We start from the raw sequence: 15,441 nt of genomic DNA, 5'->3' as shown, positions 1-15,441 counted from the left end.
TTGCGGCAACCGGGTTTGGCTTAGCCTTCCGCCGGGGGGACCAAAAGTTCCCGCGACCGCGCGCGGAAGGGGGCGACGATGGATCCGGTCGGCGCCGCCCCACCCGTTCCCGCCCGTCCCGGCGCCCCGCCCGATGCCACCGGCCCGGGTCATCCGAAGCTGCTCACCGCGGTCCTGCTGACCGTCGCCGTCTGCGCCGCCGGTCTCGGCGCCGCGGTCACCGCGCTGCCCTCGAACGGCGTGCTGCCGCCCGTCGCTCAGTTCGGCGCGGTCGCGGGCCTGATCGTGCTCGCCCAGTTCGCCGCGCTGCGGCTCAAGATCGCCTCCGGCAGCGTCAGCGTGACGTGGAACGAGGCCGCGTTCATCGTGGGGCTCTATCTCGCCCCGGGCGGCTGGCTGCCGGCGGCCACCCTCGTCGGCGCCGCGCTGGCCTGGACACTGCTGTCGATCTTCGGGGAGCGGCGCGCCGCCGTCGAGGTGGTGCACACCGCCGCGTCGCTCACCGTCGCGGTCGCGCTGGCCACGGCCGTCACCAGCGCTTTCGCCCATCCGTACCGCGTACCGCCGGACCCCGTGCTGGCCGTCGCGCTGATCGCCGGCGCGCTCACATACCTGGTGGTCAGCGCGGTGCTCGCCGCGCTCACCCTGTCATTGCGGCACGCGCTGCCGATCTGGCCGATCCTGCGCCGCGCGGTGCAGAGCAAGCTGTTGATGTTCGTCGGCAACCTGGTCGTCGGCATGGTGGTCGTCGCCATGGTGCACCACGACCCGCGGTGGCTGCTGCTGCTCCCGCCGGTGCTGTGGCTGCTGCAGCAGACGTACGGGCACCGGCTGCGCGCCGACGACGAGCGGCGGGCCTGGCACGAGTTCGCGCGGGCGACCGGGGCGCTCAACCAGCTCGACGAGCGGAGCGTGGCGGCGGCCGGGATCTCCGGGGCGCTGACGCTGTTCGGGGCGGAGCAGGTCGAGGTCGACGTGGTGCGCGCCGACGGGGTGCCGCACCGCTACACCGGCCGACCCGACGGCGTGATCACCGACGCGGCCGCGCCGGCCGGGTCGTCGCGGGAGACCGGTGACAACGTCCTGGTCCGGTCGCTGCTCGTGGGCGGCCTGCCGGTGGGCGAGCTGCGGGTGTGGCTGCCCCGGTCCGCGCTGCCCGGCGCCCGCGAGCAGAACGCCCTGTCGGCGTTCGGCGACGCGCTCGGCGCGGCGCTGCACGACGCCGCCACGCACCGCGAGCTGCGGCTGATCACGGCGCGTTCGTCGTACGAGGCGGTGCACGATTCTCTGACCAACCTGCTCAACCGGGCCGCGATGCTGAGCCGCGGCGACGCCGCGCTGCACCAGTTGCCGCACGATCACCCCGTCGCGCTGGTGCTGCTCGACCTCAACCACTTCAAGGAGGTCAACGACACCCTCGGGCACGTCGCCGGCGACGAGCTGCTCCGGGTGACCGGCGCCCGGCTCGGGGCGCTGACCCGGCCGGACGAGCTGCTCGGCCGTCTCGGCGGCGACGAGTTCGCGCTGCTGGTGACCGCGCTGCCCGTACGCGGGGAGCCGGCCGCGGTGCCACCGGGCGGCGGGCCCGCCGGCCCGGCCGAGGTGGTGGGTTCGCTACCGGCGGCGGTGCGCCGGGCCCGAAAGATCGTCGACGGGCTGGCGGCGCCGACGGAGGTCGCCGGGGTGAAGATGTCCGTCGAGGCCTCGGCGGGCGTGGTGGTGGCCGGCGCGGGGGCCGCCGACATGACCGAGCTGCTGCGGCGGGCCGACATCGCGATGTACCAGGCGAAGACGGGCGGCAGCGGCGTCGCCGCGTACGACAGCGCCACCGACGCGGCCAGCACCGATCAGCTCGCGCTCCTCGCCGAGCTGCGCGAGGCGCTCGACGCCGACGACCAGCTGGTGCTCGCCCTGCAGCCCTCGGTCGACCTGACCACCGGGGCGCCCACCGGGGTGGAGGCGTTGATCCGGTGGCAGCATCCGCGCCGCGGGTGGCTCAACCCGGCGGACTTCATCCGCGCCGTCGAGCACAGCGAGCTGCTCGCGCCGTTCACCCGGTACGTCGTGGACCGGGCGCTCGACATCGCCGCCGAGTGGGCCCGGCACGGCCTCGACGTGCCGATCTCGGTCAACGTCTCCGCGCGGAGCCTGCTCGACGCGCGGCTTCCCGCACAGATCGGCGAGCTGCTCCGCCGCCACCAGGTGCCGGCCGACCGGCTCGTGCTGGAGATCACCGAGACCGTGGTGATGAGCGAGCTCGAGGTCATCGACGAGGTGCTCGGCGCGCTGCGGGAGCTGGGGGTGCGGCTGGCCGTCGATGACTTCGGCACCGGCTTCTCCTCGCTCACGTTCCTGACCCGGATCTCCGTCGACGAGCTCAAGGTCGATCGCTCCTTCGTGGTGCGGATGGCCGACTCGCCGCAGGCCGCGGCGATCGTCCGGACCACGATCGACCTCGGACGGCAGCTCGGGCTGCGGGTCGTCGCGGAGGGGGTCGAGACGGCGGACCAGCGTGCCGCGCTCGCCCAACTGGGCTGCGCGGCCGCCCAGGGCTACCACTTCTTCAAGCCGATGCCCGCCGACAAGATCGTGGCGGTGCTGCGGTCGCTGCTGGACTCCGCCCAGGCCCAGATCCTGCCGCTGCGCGCAGACGGCGCCTCCTGAGCGGTGCCGCCGCGGCGCTCGGCCTCGCCGGCGACCCTCTACCGTGGACGGCCGGTACCGCCGCCCGGGGCGACGACGCCGCCGACGTTGGAGTAGCGGTCGGCCGTGCGGGGCACCGGCGGAGCTGAGAGGCTAGGGGAGTCCCGCACCGAGGAGCGCACGCACATGAACCGGCTCGCCGACGCGACCAGCCCGTACCTGCAGCAGCACGCCGACAACCCCGTCGACTGGTGGCCGTGGTGTGCGGAGGCCTTCTCCGAGGCGCGCCGGCGCGACGTGCCGGTGCTGATCTCGATCGGCTACGCCGCCTGCCACTGGTGCCATGTGATGGCGCACGAATCGTTCGAGAACGAGGCCGTCGGCCAGCTGATGAACGACGACTTCGTGTCAATCAAGGTCGACCGCGAGGAGCGGCCGGACGTCGACGCCGTCTACATGACCGCGACGCAGGCCATGACCGGGCAGGGCGGCTGGCCGATGACCGTCTTCGCCACCCCGGACGGCACCCCGTTCTTCTGCGGCACCTACTTCCCCCGCGCCAACTTCGTCCGCCTGCTGCAGTCCGTGGCCGCCGCCTGGCGCGACCAGCGGGAGGCGGTGCTGCGCCAGGGCGCCGCCGTGGTCGAGGCGATCGGCGGTGCCCAGGCGGTCGGCGGGCCCACGGCGCCGCTCAGCGCGGAGCTGCTCGACGGCGCGGCGGTCCAGCTCGGCAAGGAGTACGACTCGGTCAACGCCGGGTTCGGCGGCGCGCCCAAGTTCCCGCCGCACATGAACCTGCTCTTCCTGCTCCGCCACCACCAGCGCACGGGCGAGCAGCACAGCCTGGAGATGGTCCGGCACACCTGCGAGGCGATGGCCCGCGGCGGCATCTACGACCAGCTCGCCGGCGGGTTCGCGCGGTACTCGGTGGACGCCACCTGGACCGTGCCGCACTTCGAGAAGATGCTCTACGACAACGCGCTGCTGCTGCGCGTCTACACCCAGCTGTGGCGGCTGACCGGCGACGCGCTCGCCGGCCGGGTCGCCCGCGAGACCGTCTTCTTCCTGCGCGACTCGCTCGCCGTCGCGCCCGGCGGCTTCGCCTCGGCGCTCGACGCCGACACCGAGGGGGTGGAGGGGGCGACCTACGCCTGGACGCCGGAGCAGCTCGTCGAGGCGCTCGGCGCCGACGACGGGCGCTGGGCCGCCGACCTGTACGAGGTGACGTCGGGGGGCACGTTCGAGCACGGCACGAGCGTGCTGCGGCTGGCCCGGGACATCGACGACGCGGCCCCCGAGATCGTGGCGCGCTGGGCGAGGGTGCGGGCCGCGCTGCGCGAGGCGCGTTCCCGCCGCGCCCAGCCCGCCCGGGACGACAAGGTGGTCTCCTCCTGGAACGGGCTGGCGATCACCGCGCTGGCGGAGTTCGCCCAGGTGGCCTCGGCGGTCGACGAGCCGGCGGACGCTGAGGGGCGGCAGGCCGCCGGGCTGGCCCGTGAGCTCGCCGTCGGCGCGGGCCGGTACCTGGCCGACGTGCACCTCGTCGACGGACGGCTGCGGCGGGTTTCCCGGGACGGCGTGGTCGGCGAGCCGGCCGGGGTGCTGGAGGACTACGGCTGTGTCGCCGAGGCGTTCTGCGCGCTGCACCAGCTCACCGGCGAGGGGCGGTGGCTCGAGCTGGCCAGGCAGTTGCTCGACGCCGCGCTGGCCCACTTCGGCACCGGCGCCGGCGGCTTCTACGACACCGCCGACGACGCCGAGCAGCTGGTCGCACGCCCGGCCGACCCGACCGACAACGCCACCCCGTCGGGGCTCTCCGCGCTGGCGGCGGCGCTGACCACGTACTCGGCGCTGACCGCCGAGCCGCGCTACCGGGAGGCCGCGGAGGCGGCGCTGGCCACGATCGCCCCGATCGCCGCCCGGCACGCCCGGTTCACCGGCTACTCGGCCACCGCCGGCGAGGCGCTCCTCTCCGGCCCGTACGAGATCGCGGTCGTCGCCGATGGCGCGGCCGCCGATCCGCTGCTGCGCGCCGCGCACCGGCACGCCCCGCCCGGCGCGGTGGTGGTGGCCGGCGCGCCCGATCAGCCCGGCGTGCCGCTGCTGCGGGACCGGCCGTTGCTGGAGGGGCGGCCCACCGCGTACGTCTGCCGCGGCTTTGTCTGCGACCGCCCGGTCACCACGGCGGCCGACCTCGTCGCGCAGCTGGGCTGACCTGCCGTGATCGCGCGTTCGCCGCGCCGCTAGGCTGGCGGCTGCCATGGATACCCGTACCGGTCTGCCCGTTGTCGGCATGGTGGGTGGCGGCCAGTTGGCCCGGATGACCCATCAGGCCGCGATTGCCCTTGGTCAGTCGCTGCGCGTGCTCGCGCTCTCCCCGGACGACGGCGCCGCGCTCGTCGCCCGGGACGTGCAGTACGGCGACCACACCGATCTCGGCGCGCTGCGCGCCTTCGCGAAGGGCTGCGACGTGGTCACCTTCGACCACGAGCACGTGCCGGGGGAGCACATCCGCGCGCTCGCCGCCGAGGGCGTGGCGCTGCACCCCGGCGCCGACGCGCTGCTGTACGCGCAGGACAAGCGCGCGATGCGGGAGCGGCTCGCCGCGCTCGGGGCGCCGGTGCCGCGGTGGACGCCGATCGGCGACGTGGCGGACCTGACGGCGTTCGGCGCCGAGGTGGGGTGGCCGCTGATCGTCAAGGCGGTCCGCGGCGGCTACGACGGCCGTGGCGTGTGGCTCTTCTCCGCGCCCGAGGAGGCGGCGGAGCTGCTGGCGGCCGGCACCGAGCTGATCGCCGAGGAGCGGGTGCCGCTGCGCCGCGAGCTGGCGGTGCAGGTGGCGCGCTCGCCGCTCGGGCAGGTGGCGGTCTATCCGGTGGTCGAGACGGTGCAGCGCGACGGCATCTGCGTGGAGGTGCTGGCGCCCGCGCCGGAACTGCCGGAGGAGCTGGCCGTGGCGGCGCAGCGGCTCGCGATCGACGTCGCCACCGAGCTCGGCGTGGTCGGCCTGCTCGCCGTCGAGCTCTTCGAGACCGATCGCGGTCTCGTCGTCAACGAGCTGGCGATGCGCCCGCACAACTCGGGGCACTGGACGATCGAGGGGGCCCGGACCTCGCAGTTCGAGCAGCACCTGCGGGCGGTGCTCGACTACCCGATGGGGGACACCGGGCTCGCCGCGCCCGCCGTCGTGATGGCGAACGTGCTCGGCGGCGCCGACGGCGGCATGTCGATCGACGAGCGGTTGCACCACCTCTTCGCCGCGGACCCCGGGGTGAAGGTCCACCTCTACGGCAAGCAGACCCGACCGGGCCGGAAGATCGGGCACGTCACCGTGCTCGGCGACGACCTGCCCGAGCTGCGCGTCCGCGCCGCGCGGGCGGCCCGCTGGCTGCGCGACGGCGTGGACGACTGAGAGGCACGCGATGACCAGCGTCGGTGTGATCATGGGTAGCGACTCCGACTGGCCGACCATGAAGGCGGCCGCGGAGGCACTGGACGAGTTCGGCATCCCGTACGAGGTGCGGGTGGTCTCGGCGCACCGCACCCCGGTCGGCATGATCGAGTACGCCCGTGCGGCCGCCGGGCGCGGCCTCCGGGTGATCATCGCGGGCGCGGGCGGCGCCGCGCACCTGCCGGGCATGGTCGCGTCGGCCACGCCGCTGCCGGTGATCGGGGTGCCGGTGCCGTTGAAGTACCTCGACGGGATGGACTCCCTGCTGTCGATCGTGCAGATGCCGGCCGGCGTGCCGGTGGCCACGGTCTCGATCGGCGGCGCCCGCAACGCCGGCCTGCTCGCCGTGCGGATCCTCGCCGCCGCCGACGAGGATCTGCGCACCCGGATGTTGACGTTTCAGGACGACCTTGAGGCGCTCGTCGCCGAGAAGGACGCGGCGCTGCGCGCCTCCCTGCCGGTCCGGGACTGATCCGGTCACCGCAGGCCGCGCAGGGCGCCGCGGAGGCGTTCCTGGGTGCGGCGTCGGCGCTCGTTCGTCGCGCCGAGCGCCAGCAGCACGATGCCGACCGGGATCAGCGCCAGCCACGGCCCGACCAGCGTCAGCACGTGTATCGCGGTGATCGCGGTGACGATCGCGCCGACCACCACGGGTGCCTGCTGTTGCCGCATCGAGCCGGCGATCAGCGTGGCGACCGCGCCCAGCAGAAGCAGCAGTTGCCGCAGGTCGCCGCTGTTCGTGGCGAGCACGATGACCAGGGTGGGCACGAACGCCGCCAGCAGCGCGGGCCCGTACGCGGTCCAGCTGCTCAGGTCGGGGCGGTAGCGCAGCTCGAGCACCCCGACGAGCAGGGCGAGCGCCGCGAATGGCAGCGTGTACGCCTCGGTCAGGGCGACGTCGCTCAGCGCCATCAACAGCCACCACGCGGTGATTTCGCAGGCGACCGCCGCCCAGAAGATCACGCGGCGTTCCACGGGCTGCCGCCCGGGGCGGGTGGCGACCACCCCGAGCACCGCGCCCCACGCGGCGAGCAGCGCGGCCACGTGCCGCGGCGAGTCGAAGGCCAGGGCGAGCGCGAGGAGCGCGGCGGCGTACCCGCTCCACTCCACGACGGCGGATTCCCGGACCGCCTCCGGACGCCGCAGCCGGGGCAGGCGGGTCGCGGTGACCAGCAGCGCCGCCCCGACGGCCAGCACCCCGAACGCCGACGTGGTCGGCGGGAGGCCGGCGACGAGCCCGACGGTCAGCACGAACAGCTGCGCCATCACGGCGGCGAACAGCCAGCCGAGGATGCGGGCGTTCTGGGCGCGGCCGAAGTACGCCGCGACGGCGCCGACGGCCACGGCGCCGCCGAGCGTGAAGAGCGTGAGCGGCCGGGTGGCGAGGCTGCCGACGAGCCCGGCGCCGCCGGCGGCGAGCCCGATGACGAACACCACGACGCGGGCGATCCGGGCCGGGCGCGCCCGGTCGGTGTCCGGTGGCGGCGGCGTCAGCGCCAGGCCGAGCATCGCGATCGTGAAGACCGCGAGCGCCGCCATGGTGCCGTCGGGCCAGCCGCGGCCGAGCGAGATCGGCGCGATCAGGAGGGTGATCGCGACCCCCGGCAGGACAACCGGGACCGCCTCGCTCGCCCGGCTGCCGCTGAACCCGGTCGCCGCGAGCGCGGCGGCGACGGTCAGCAGGAGCGCGGCCAGCACGTTGGTCGGGTCCATCGCGTCCCGTGGCGGGTCGAGCAGCTCCGGCGGCGGACCTTGCCAGATCCGGCCCAGCACCTGGTACGGCCCGACGAGCGCGGCGAGCAGCGCGGGCGCGATCGCCACCGCGGCGAGCGCGGTCGGCAGCGCGGTGGCGACCACGACGCCGCGGCCGGGGCTGACCAGCCAGCGGGCCTGCGGCTGCGCCGGGGGCAGCCGGTCGGCGGCCGGACCGAGCGCGGACCAGTGGTGCGCCGGCTGGGCCGGTCCGCCGGGCGGCGTGGTGTTGGCCCGCAGCAGCTCGGCGAGCACCCCGAGCAGCGTGGCGCCGGCGGCGTACAGGCCGGCCGGCAGCGCGGTGGGCAGTGCCGCGAGCCCCGTCACGGTCGCGCCGCCGACGATTCCCACGGTCGCGTACGGCAGGTAGTGCGGCACCTGCTGGCGGGCCAGGGCCAGCACGGCGATGCCGGTGCAGGAGGCCGCGAGCGCGCTGGTCAACACGATGGCGGCCGGCCAGCCGAGCTGGGCGGCGAACGCGGCGACGGCGCCGGGAAGCGCGAGGAGCGCGCCGCCGGTCGCGGGGCCGCCGATCTGCGCCAGATGCGCCGGCATCAGGTCGGTCGGCGGGGCGGGGCCGTCGCCGGCGCCGCCCCGCGGTCCGGGACCGGCCTGCTCATCGGGAAGGCCGGCGAGCACCCGTGCGAGGGTGGCGACGACGGCGCCGAGCAGCGTCACCACCGCGAGCGCGGCGGCGGTGGTCCAGGGGCGGACCAGACCGCCCCCGGCGGCGAAGAGCGCGACGGTGCCGGCGACGACGGTCCGGCTCAGCCCCGCGCGGGGGTCGGCGGCCGCGACGCCGGCCAGGGCGTAGACGACGGTGACCGCGGAGCCGACCAGGATCGGCGACCACCAGGGCAGACCGAGGGCGACCGGGGTGGCGACGGTGGCCAGCGCGGCGAGCGCCCCGGATACGTCGTACGACCAGGGGCGCGGCAGCAGCACCGCCGCGGCCACGGCGAGCAGCACCAGCGCGCCGGGAACCTGCCAGCCGACCGCTCCGGCCCCGACGGGCCAGGCGCCCAGGTCGCCGTTCCACAGTGGTCCCGGGGTGGCGAGGGCACGCAGCGCGTGGCCGACCGCGGCGTACCCGGCGATCAGCGCGACGACTCCGCCGCTGACCGCCGCGCCGAGCACCGGCCCCCGCCGCCACTGCTCCGGCATGGCCCGTACCGCGACGGCGACGAGCAGGACCAGCGCGGCGGTGGCGGCGAGCTCGATGCCGGGCACGACGATCGCGGCGATCCGGGCGAGGGTGCCGACCAGCGCGGCGGTGGCCGCGGCGGCGGCGAAGTCGGGCCCGTCGAGCAGCCGGTCGGCGCGCCGCCCGGCGTCGATCGTCGGTGCGAGGAAGAGCAGCACCGCGGCGGCCAGCAGCAGCGCCCCGACCCAGGTGTCGGCGACGGTGGCGCCGGGCGCGGCGAAGGCGGCGCCGGCCACCAGCAGGGCGCCGAGGCCGGTGCCGAGGGTCAGCGGCAGGCTGATCTGCCGCTCGGCGACCTGGGTGACGGCGGCGTAGCCGAGGGTCGCGCAGACGGCGAGGAAGCTCGCCGCGAGGACGGAGACGGTCGCGGCCTGCTGCGCGGTCGCGCTGGTCTGCGCGCCGGCCGGGGTGGTGGCGGCGACGAGCGCCGCGACCGCGCCCGGCAGCGCGAACGCCGTGGCGCCGGCGGCCCAGGCCGCCATGGTCTCGGCGGGTGGATCGGCCCGGAACTCGGGCAGCCGGGCGGCGAGCGCGATCAGCACCCCGGCGGTCGCGAGCGCGATCAGCACGCCGGCGGTCAGGCCGGGCCGGACCAGCGCCGCGCCCGCGGCGGCGAACCCGACGATCGCGGCGCCGGCGGCGTGGACGTACGCCGCCCGCTCGGTCCGCGCGAAAAGCCCAGCGGCGCCGATGCCGGCCGCGGCCAGGGCCGGCGGCCAGGGCGCGGCGTACCAGGGCAGCGCGAACGCCGCGGGAACGGCCAGGGCGGTCAGCGCGGCCCCGGCGACGGCGGACTCCCGACGGGCCGCCGGCGGCAGCGCGAGCACGGCGGCGACGGTGAGCAGCAGCGCGGCGACCGCGAGCTGCCAGTCGATCGGACCGGCGGCCGCCGCCACCGTGCCGGGGTAGGCGGCCAGGTCGGCCTCCCACACCGGCTGCGCGGCCCGCACCGACGCCAGCGCCGCCCGCAGCGCGCTGCCGGCGACCAGGGTCCCCAGTACGGCGAGCGCGGCGGCCGAGGCCAGTTGCGGCCCGCGCCGGGCCTGGTCGGGGATCGCGCGTACGGCCAGGCCGGTGACCGTGACCACCGCCGCGACGATCAGCAGGGCGTGCCCCGGCAGCGCGACCGCCGCGACCCGGGCGACGGATCCGATCACGGCGAGCGTGAGCACCCCGGCCGCGATGTCGGGCAGCGGGCGGTGACCCATGCTCAGGGCGCCGGCCAGCGCCACGACCGCGGCCAGCAGCAGGATCAGCGCCGACCGCGCCGCGGCGGGGAGCGTGTCGGCGCCGAGCAGCGCCGCGACGGCGTAGACCAGCGCCGCGCCGATCGCCACGCCGTGCAGCGTCCAGATCAGTTCCCGGAGCCAGATGCCGGGCACGATCGGGGCCGGGGGCGCCGCGGCCGGCGGCGGCTGCCCGCCGCTGCGCGGCCCGTCGGGCTCGGCGGCGACGACCGCGTCGGTCTCCTCCGGCGCGCTCTCCGGCCGATCGACGCCCACCGGCTCCGCGGCGCCGGTCGCGTCCGACCCCGCGTCCCGCCGTGACGGCGCGCCGACGCGACCCGGCGGGCTCAGCCGCCCGTGCTCGGCGAAGAGCCGGCCGAGGTAGAGGTCGATGCCGGCCACCACGGCCAGCGCCAGCGCCCATCCGCCGGCGTCACCGATCCAGTCGTACGCGAACAGCGGCAGCACGGGCTGCACGGCCACGACGGTCGCGTAGCGCGGCACGCTCAGCCGGGTGGCGGTCGCGTAGCTTCCCGCGATCACGGCGGTGATCGCGAAGATCAGGCCGGCGAAGACCCCGCCGGAGAGCGGCGCGCCGCGGAGCGCGTCGACGCTCCAGACCGCGTACCCGATCAGCGGGACCAGGAGCAGACCGATCGCGGCGACGGTCTCGGCGGTGGAGATCAACGATCGGCGGGCCAGCACGGGCGCCGCGGCGAGCATGGCCACGGTCGCGGCGACCAGGATCGCCACCCGACTGGCTGCCTCGAGCGAGCTGACCGCGAGGCCGGCGAAGACGACCGCCGCGACGGCGAGCAGCAGGGCGCTCAGTCCGAGCAGGACGTTCTGGATCTCCCGGGACGAGGCCTCGGGCCGGACGCGGGGCTCGGGCTCGACCGGGGGATCGGCCGGTGGCGTCGGGATGTCGGTCGCGCGCGCGCCCGCGGACGGCGCGGCGGGGTCGGGCTCGGGAGCGGGCCGGCGGGCGCGCGGCGGCCCCGGACGCCCGGCCGTCGGCGGCCGCCGACCGACCCGGCGCCGCAGGGTCATCCGGGGTCGGTTCGCGCGGCGGAGCCGTTCGGCGTTCGCGTGCGCCAGGATGTCGCGTTGAAAGACCGCCGCCTGCAGCTTCGCGGCGAGCGTCTTCTGCTCATTGGCGATCGCGACGTCCCGCGCCTTCATCTCGGCGATGGAACGCTCCACGGCCGCCAGTTCGTCGGCGAACTCGCCCTGCTCCGCGCCGCAGTACGGGCACCGGGCGGCGGGCGGCATGTCGCGGCCGCACACGGTACACGGGTAGGTGTTCACGGCACCTCCGACAGGCCGGCGGCCCAGCATTGTGGACTCTTCCCGGAAGCATGCCCAAAACAGGCATCGCTTGAACAGTCCCCGGAGGAGGCGAGATCACAGAATGGCATCGGCCGCGGACCCGTGGCGGGGTCCGCGGCCGATCGGCCTCACGCGTGCGGCGTCAGGGGCGGCCCATGCCGCGGTACTGCCAGCCGGCCTGGGTCCAGAGTGCGGAGTCGAGGCAGTTCCGGCCGTCGATGACGCGGCGGCCCCTGGCGAGTTCGCCGAGGGCGACGGGGTCGGCGTTGCGGAAGTCGGCCCATTCGGTGAGCACGCAGACGAGGTCGGCGCCGGCCACCGCATCGTTCATCGACTTCTCATACCCGAGGTCGGGCAGGGCGCGCTTGGCGTTCTCCATGCCCTGCGGGTCGTAGATGCGCACGTCGGCGCCGGCCTTGGCGAGCATCGCGGCGACGGCGAGGGAGGGGGCGTCGCGGACGTCGTCGCTGTTGGGTTTGAAGGTGGCGCCGAGCACGGCGATGCGGGTGCCGGACAGGTCGGGTCCGGCGGGGCCGGAGCGGCGGCCCAACAACTCTGCGGCCAAGGTGAGGACGCGGGTGCGGCGGCGCAGGTTGATCAGGTCGACTTCGTGCAGGAAGCGCAGGGCCTCACCGGCGCCCAGCTCCTGCGCGCGGGCCTGGAACGCCCGGATGTCCTTGGGTAGGCAGCCGCCGCCGAAGCCGAGACCGGCCTGCAGGAACCGGTTGCCGATGCGCGGGTCGTAGCCGATCGCGCGGGCCAGCTGGGTGACGTCCCCGCCGGCCGCCTCGCAGACCTCGGCCATCGCGTTGATGAACGAGATCTTGGTGGCCAGGAACGCGTTGGCCGCGACCTTGACCAACTCGGCGGTGGCGAAGTCCGTGATGACCAGGGGAACTTCGCGGTCCTCGGTGGCGGCGAGATCGAAGACGCCCTTGTGCGCGGCGTAGAGCATGCCGTTGGCCCAGTCGCTCTTGACGCCGACCACGATCCGGTTGGGGCGCAGCACGTCGTCGACGGCGAAACCCTCCTGCAGGAACTCCGGGCTCCACGCCACCTCGACCCCGAGATCGGCCGCGGTGTGCTTGCCGACCAACTGCTCCACCCACTCGGCGGTGCCCACCGGCACGGTGGACTTGCCGACGATCAACGCCTTGCGGGTCAGGTGCTGGGCCAGGCTCGTCACCGACGCCTCGACGTAGGAGAGGTCGGCGCCCATGCCGTCGGCGCGCTGCGGCGTGCCCACGCAGATGAAGTGCACGTCACCGAAGTCCGCGGTCTCGGCCATGTCGGTGCTGAACCGGAGCCGCCCGGCGGCGAGATTGCGCCGGAGCAGCTCGTCCAGGCCGGGCTCGTGGATCGGCACCTGCCCGGCGTTGAGCATCGCGATCTTGTCGGCGTCGACGTCGAAACCGAGCACCTCGTAGCCGAGCTCGGCGTAGCAGATGGCGTACGTGGCGCCCAGGTAACCGGTGCCCAGGAACGTCAGCCGCGGCCGCGCCGAACCCGACGGCGGGGTCACCGTCGTGATCGACGGCACGGGCTGGCTACTCGGGTACGGGATCGTCACGCCTGTGGTCTCCGCTCGCGTCGGCGGCGCGCTGTGGGTGCGTCGCGGTCTGGTGCGACGTCGGATCTCGACGCCGTCATCGGACAGTTCACATTTTGGGGCCGCGGGTCGGCTGCGTGACCCGGCTGAAGCCGCCGAGGTGCGCAAGCGACGATAGTGGTTCAGCCTACGTGGGCGGAACGGGCAGTCGCTCGTCGGTCGGTATCCTCACATCCGCGCAGGCTATCGCCAAGGGGAGGCCGTCATGTCGACAGCGACGTCGTTCGACGTTTATCAGGTTCCGGAGGAGCACGAAGCGATCCGGGAGGCCGTGCGGGCGGTGTGCGACGCGAAGGTGGCGCCCAACGCCGCCGAGGCCGACGAGACCGGTGAGTTCCCGAAGGCATCGTACGAGGCGCTGCGGGCGGCGGACTTCCACGCGCCGCACATCCCGGTCGAGTACGGCGGGGCGGGCGCGGACGCGCTGGCCACCGCGATCGTGATCGAGGAGGTGGCGCGCGCCTGCGCGTCGTCCTCGCTGATTCCGGCGGTCAACAAGCTCGGCACGATGCCGCTGCTGCTGGCCGGCTCGGAGGAGCTCAAGCGCCGCTACCTGACCGCGGTCGCGGCCGGCGAGGCGATGTTCTCGTACTGCCTGTCGGAGCCGGAGGCCGGCAGCGACGCGGCCTCGATGAGCACGCGGGCCGAGCGTGACGGCGATCACTACGTGCTCAACGGTGCGAAGCGGTGGATCACCAACGCCGGCGTCTCCGAGTACTACACGGTCTTCGCGGTGACCGACCCGGCCGCCCGATCCCGCGGCATTTCCGCCTTCGTGGTGGAGAAGTCCGACCCGGGGGTGAGCTTCGGCGCCCCGGAGAAGAAGCTCGGGATCAAGGGCTCGCCGACCCGCGAGGTGTACTTCGACAACGTGCGGATCCCCGCGGACCGCATGATCGGCGAGCCGGGGACCGGCTTCGCCACCGCGATGCGCACCCTGGACCACACCCGGGTGACGATCGCCGCGCAGGCGGTCGGCATCGCGCAGGGCGCGCTGGACTTCGCCAAGGGGTACGTCCAGGAGCGGCAGCAGTTCGGCAAGGCGGTCGCCGAGTTCCAGGGCATCCAGTTCCTCCTCGCGGACATGGGGATGAAGCTGGAGGCGGCGCGGCAGCTGACGTACGCGGCGGCGGGCAAGTCCGAGCGCGGCGACGTCGATCTGACCTACTTCGGCGCGGCCGCCAAGTGCTTCGCCTCGGACGCCGCCATGGAGATCACCACCGATGCGGTGCAGCTGCTGGGCGGGTACGGCTACACCAAGGACTTCCCGGTCGAGCGCATGATGCGGGACGCCAAGATCACCCAGATCTACGAGGGCACGAACCAGGTGCAGCGGATCGTGATGGCACGTCAGCTCCTGAAGGGCTGATCATCGGGGCGGGCCGCGCGGCGGTCCGCCCCCGCTTCTCGACGTCAGTCGGTCGTGGTCTCCTGCTTCGTCGCGCCCGGCGGGGTGGACCACGGCGACTGGCTGTCCCGCCGGCGCGGCAGCGCGTTCGCCCGCTCCGTGGCGTCGCCGTCGCGCGGCGACGGCACGACGGCCGGGGGAGCGCCCGCCGCCGGGGGAGCGCCCGGCTCCGGCGTCGCCGCGCCACCGCGCTCCGCGTCGCCCACCCCGGCACCCGGTTCCGCGTCGCCCGCGCCGGCACCCGGCCCGGCACCCGGTTCCGCGTCGCCCGCCCCGTCGACCGGCTCCGTGGCCACCGTCGGCGCCTCGCCGTCGCCGTCCGGCCCCGGCGCGCCCGCCCCGGCCGGACGGGCGGCGATCGTCGCGCCGTCCGCGGCGGCGGACGTGCCCGGCCACCGCCGCCAGCGCTGCGCGCTGAACGTTGCCATCAGCAGCAGCGCGCCGAGCAGGAACAGCGTCCCGTTGTCCAGCGGCAGCTCCAGCGGGAGCGGCCGGCCGAGGAGCTGTTCGTTGTCGGGCAGGCTGTCGTGGATCACGAACGGCGCCGCGAACATCCCGGCGTACGCCCCGACCAGCAGCAGCCCGGCGGCCAGCGGGCCGAGCGGCGAGACCCGCAGCGTGCCGAGCAGGCCGAGCAGGATCCCGGCGGCCACCAGGTAGGCGGCCGGCTCGATCAGCCGGGCCGTGTCGTAGCGACCGTCCTCGACCCAGCCGGCCACCGTGCGGCTCGATCCACCTTGGCCCAGCGCGATGAGCAGCCAGGTGATCGGTGCCACCACGATTCCGGCGAGCAAGCTCCAGAGATGACGCATGGCGGCA

General features: G+C 75.1%; 8 protein-coding genes. 5 read left to right on the top strand and 3 right to left on the bottom strand.

Features of this window, described 5'->3' with window-relative positions; all coding sequences use genetic code 11:
• Positions 1 to 78: 78 nt before the first annotated feature.
• The 4 genes from BLW47_RS10835 (at position 79) to purE (ending at position 6,566) form a co-directional block, all read left to right on the top strand.
• Positions 79 to 2,664 carry a putative bifunctional diguanylate cyclase/phosphodiesterase gene (locus tag BLW47_RS10835; RefSeq protein ID WP_091555149.1) on the top strand — a complete coding sequence of 862 codons (2,586 nt, stop codon included), beginning with the start codon at positions 79 to 81 and terminating at the stop codon, positions 2,662 to 2,664.
• A gap of 165 nt (positions 2,665 to 2,829) precedes the next feature.
• Entirely contained in the window at positions 2,830 to 4,857 is a 2,028-nt protein-coding gene (locus BLW47_RS10830; protein WP_091555148.1) for a thioredoxin domain-containing protein, read from the top strand.
• A 46-nt stretch (positions 4,858 to 4,903) separates the two neighbouring features.
• A complete protein-coding gene (locus BLW47_RS10825; protein WP_091555146.1) occupies positions 4,904 to 6,055 on the top strand; it encodes a 5-(carboxyamino)imidazole ribonucleotide synthase in 1,152 nt (383 codons plus the stop codon).
• A gap of 10 nt (positions 6,056 to 6,065) precedes the next feature.
• Positions 6,066 to 6,566 carry a 5-(carboxyamino)imidazole ribonucleotide mutase gene (gene purE / locus BLW47_RS10820; protein ID WP_091555144.1) on the top strand — a complete coding sequence of 167 codons (501 nt, stop codon included), beginning with the start codon at positions 6,066 to 6,068 and terminating at the stop codon, positions 6,564 to 6,566.
• Between the two features lie 5 nt (positions 6,567 to 6,571).
• Here the strand turns inward: purE and BLW47_RS10815 are convergent, their stop codons facing one another.
• Positions 6,572 to 11,584 carry an SCO7613 C-terminal domain-containing membrane protein gene (locus BLW47_RS10815; RefSeq protein WP_091555141.1) on the bottom strand — a complete coding sequence of 1,671 codons (5,013 nt, stop codon included), beginning with the start codon at positions 11,582 to 11,584 and terminating at the stop codon, positions 6,572 to 6,574.
• A 163-nt stretch (positions 11,585 to 11,747) separates the two neighbouring features.
• On the bottom strand, positions 11,748 to 13,175 hold the full coding sequence (locus BLW47_RS10810; RefSeq protein ID WP_091555140.1) for a UDP-glucose dehydrogenase family protein: 1,428 nt from the start codon (positions 13,173 to 13,175) through the stop codon (positions 11,748 to 11,750).
• A 244-nt stretch (positions 13,176 to 13,419) separates the two neighbouring features.
• Between BLW47_RS10810 and BLW47_RS10805 the strand changes: the two genes are divergently transcribed.
• Positions 13,420 to 14,583: an acyl-CoA dehydrogenase family protein gene (locus tag BLW47_RS10805; protein ID WP_091555138.1), complete on the top strand. Its 1,164-nt coding sequence runs from the start codon at positions 13,420 to 13,422 to the stop codon at positions 14,581 to 14,583.
• A 44-nt stretch (positions 14,584 to 14,627) separates the two neighbouring features.
• On the opposite strand, the gene BLW47_RS26045 is transcribed toward BLW47_RS10805, so the two are convergent.
• Complete coding sequence (locus BLW47_RS26045; RefSeq protein WP_091555135.1) at positions 14,628 to 15,434, bottom strand: hypothetical protein; 807 nt, start codon at positions 15,432 to 15,434, stop codon at positions 14,628 to 14,630.
• Positions 15,435 to 15,441 lie beyond the last annotated feature (7 nt).

The sequence above is a fragment of the Micromonospora pattaloongensis genome (genome assembly GCF_900107255.1).
Lineage (GTDB): Bacteria > Actinomycetota > Actinomycetes > Mycobacteriales > Micromonosporaceae > Micromonospora_I > Micromonospora_I pattaloongensis.
Note: the sequence above shows the minus strand (reverse complement) of the source record. Positions and strands in the feature narration are given on the sequence as shown.

Excerpts from the sequence above, each read along its gene's own strand:
- BLW47_RS10835 (WP_091555149.1), top strand. The coding sequence starts at position 79 with ATGGATCCGGTCGGCGCCGCCCCACCCGTTCCCGCCCGTCCCGGCGCC.
- BLW47_RS10830 (WP_091555148.1), top strand. The coding sequence starts at position 2,830 with ATGAACCGGCTCGCCGACGCGACCAGCCCGTACCTGCAGCAGCACGCC.
- BLW47_RS10825 (WP_091555146.1), top strand. The coding sequence starts at position 4,904 with ATGGATACCCGTACCGGTCTGCCCGTTGTCGGCATGGTGGGTGGCGGC.
- purE (WP_091555144.1), top strand. The coding sequence starts at position 6,066 with ATGACCAGCGTCGGTGTGATCATGGGTAGCGACTCCGACTGGCCGACC.
- BLW47_RS10805 (WP_091555138.1), top strand. The coding sequence starts at position 13,420 with ATGTCGACAGCGACGTCGTTCGACGTTTATCAGGTTCCGGAGGAGCAC.
- BLW47_RS26045 (WP_091555135.1), bottom strand. The coding sequence starts at position 15,434 with ATGCGTCATCTCTGGAGCTTGCTCGCCGGAATCGTGGTGGCACCGATC.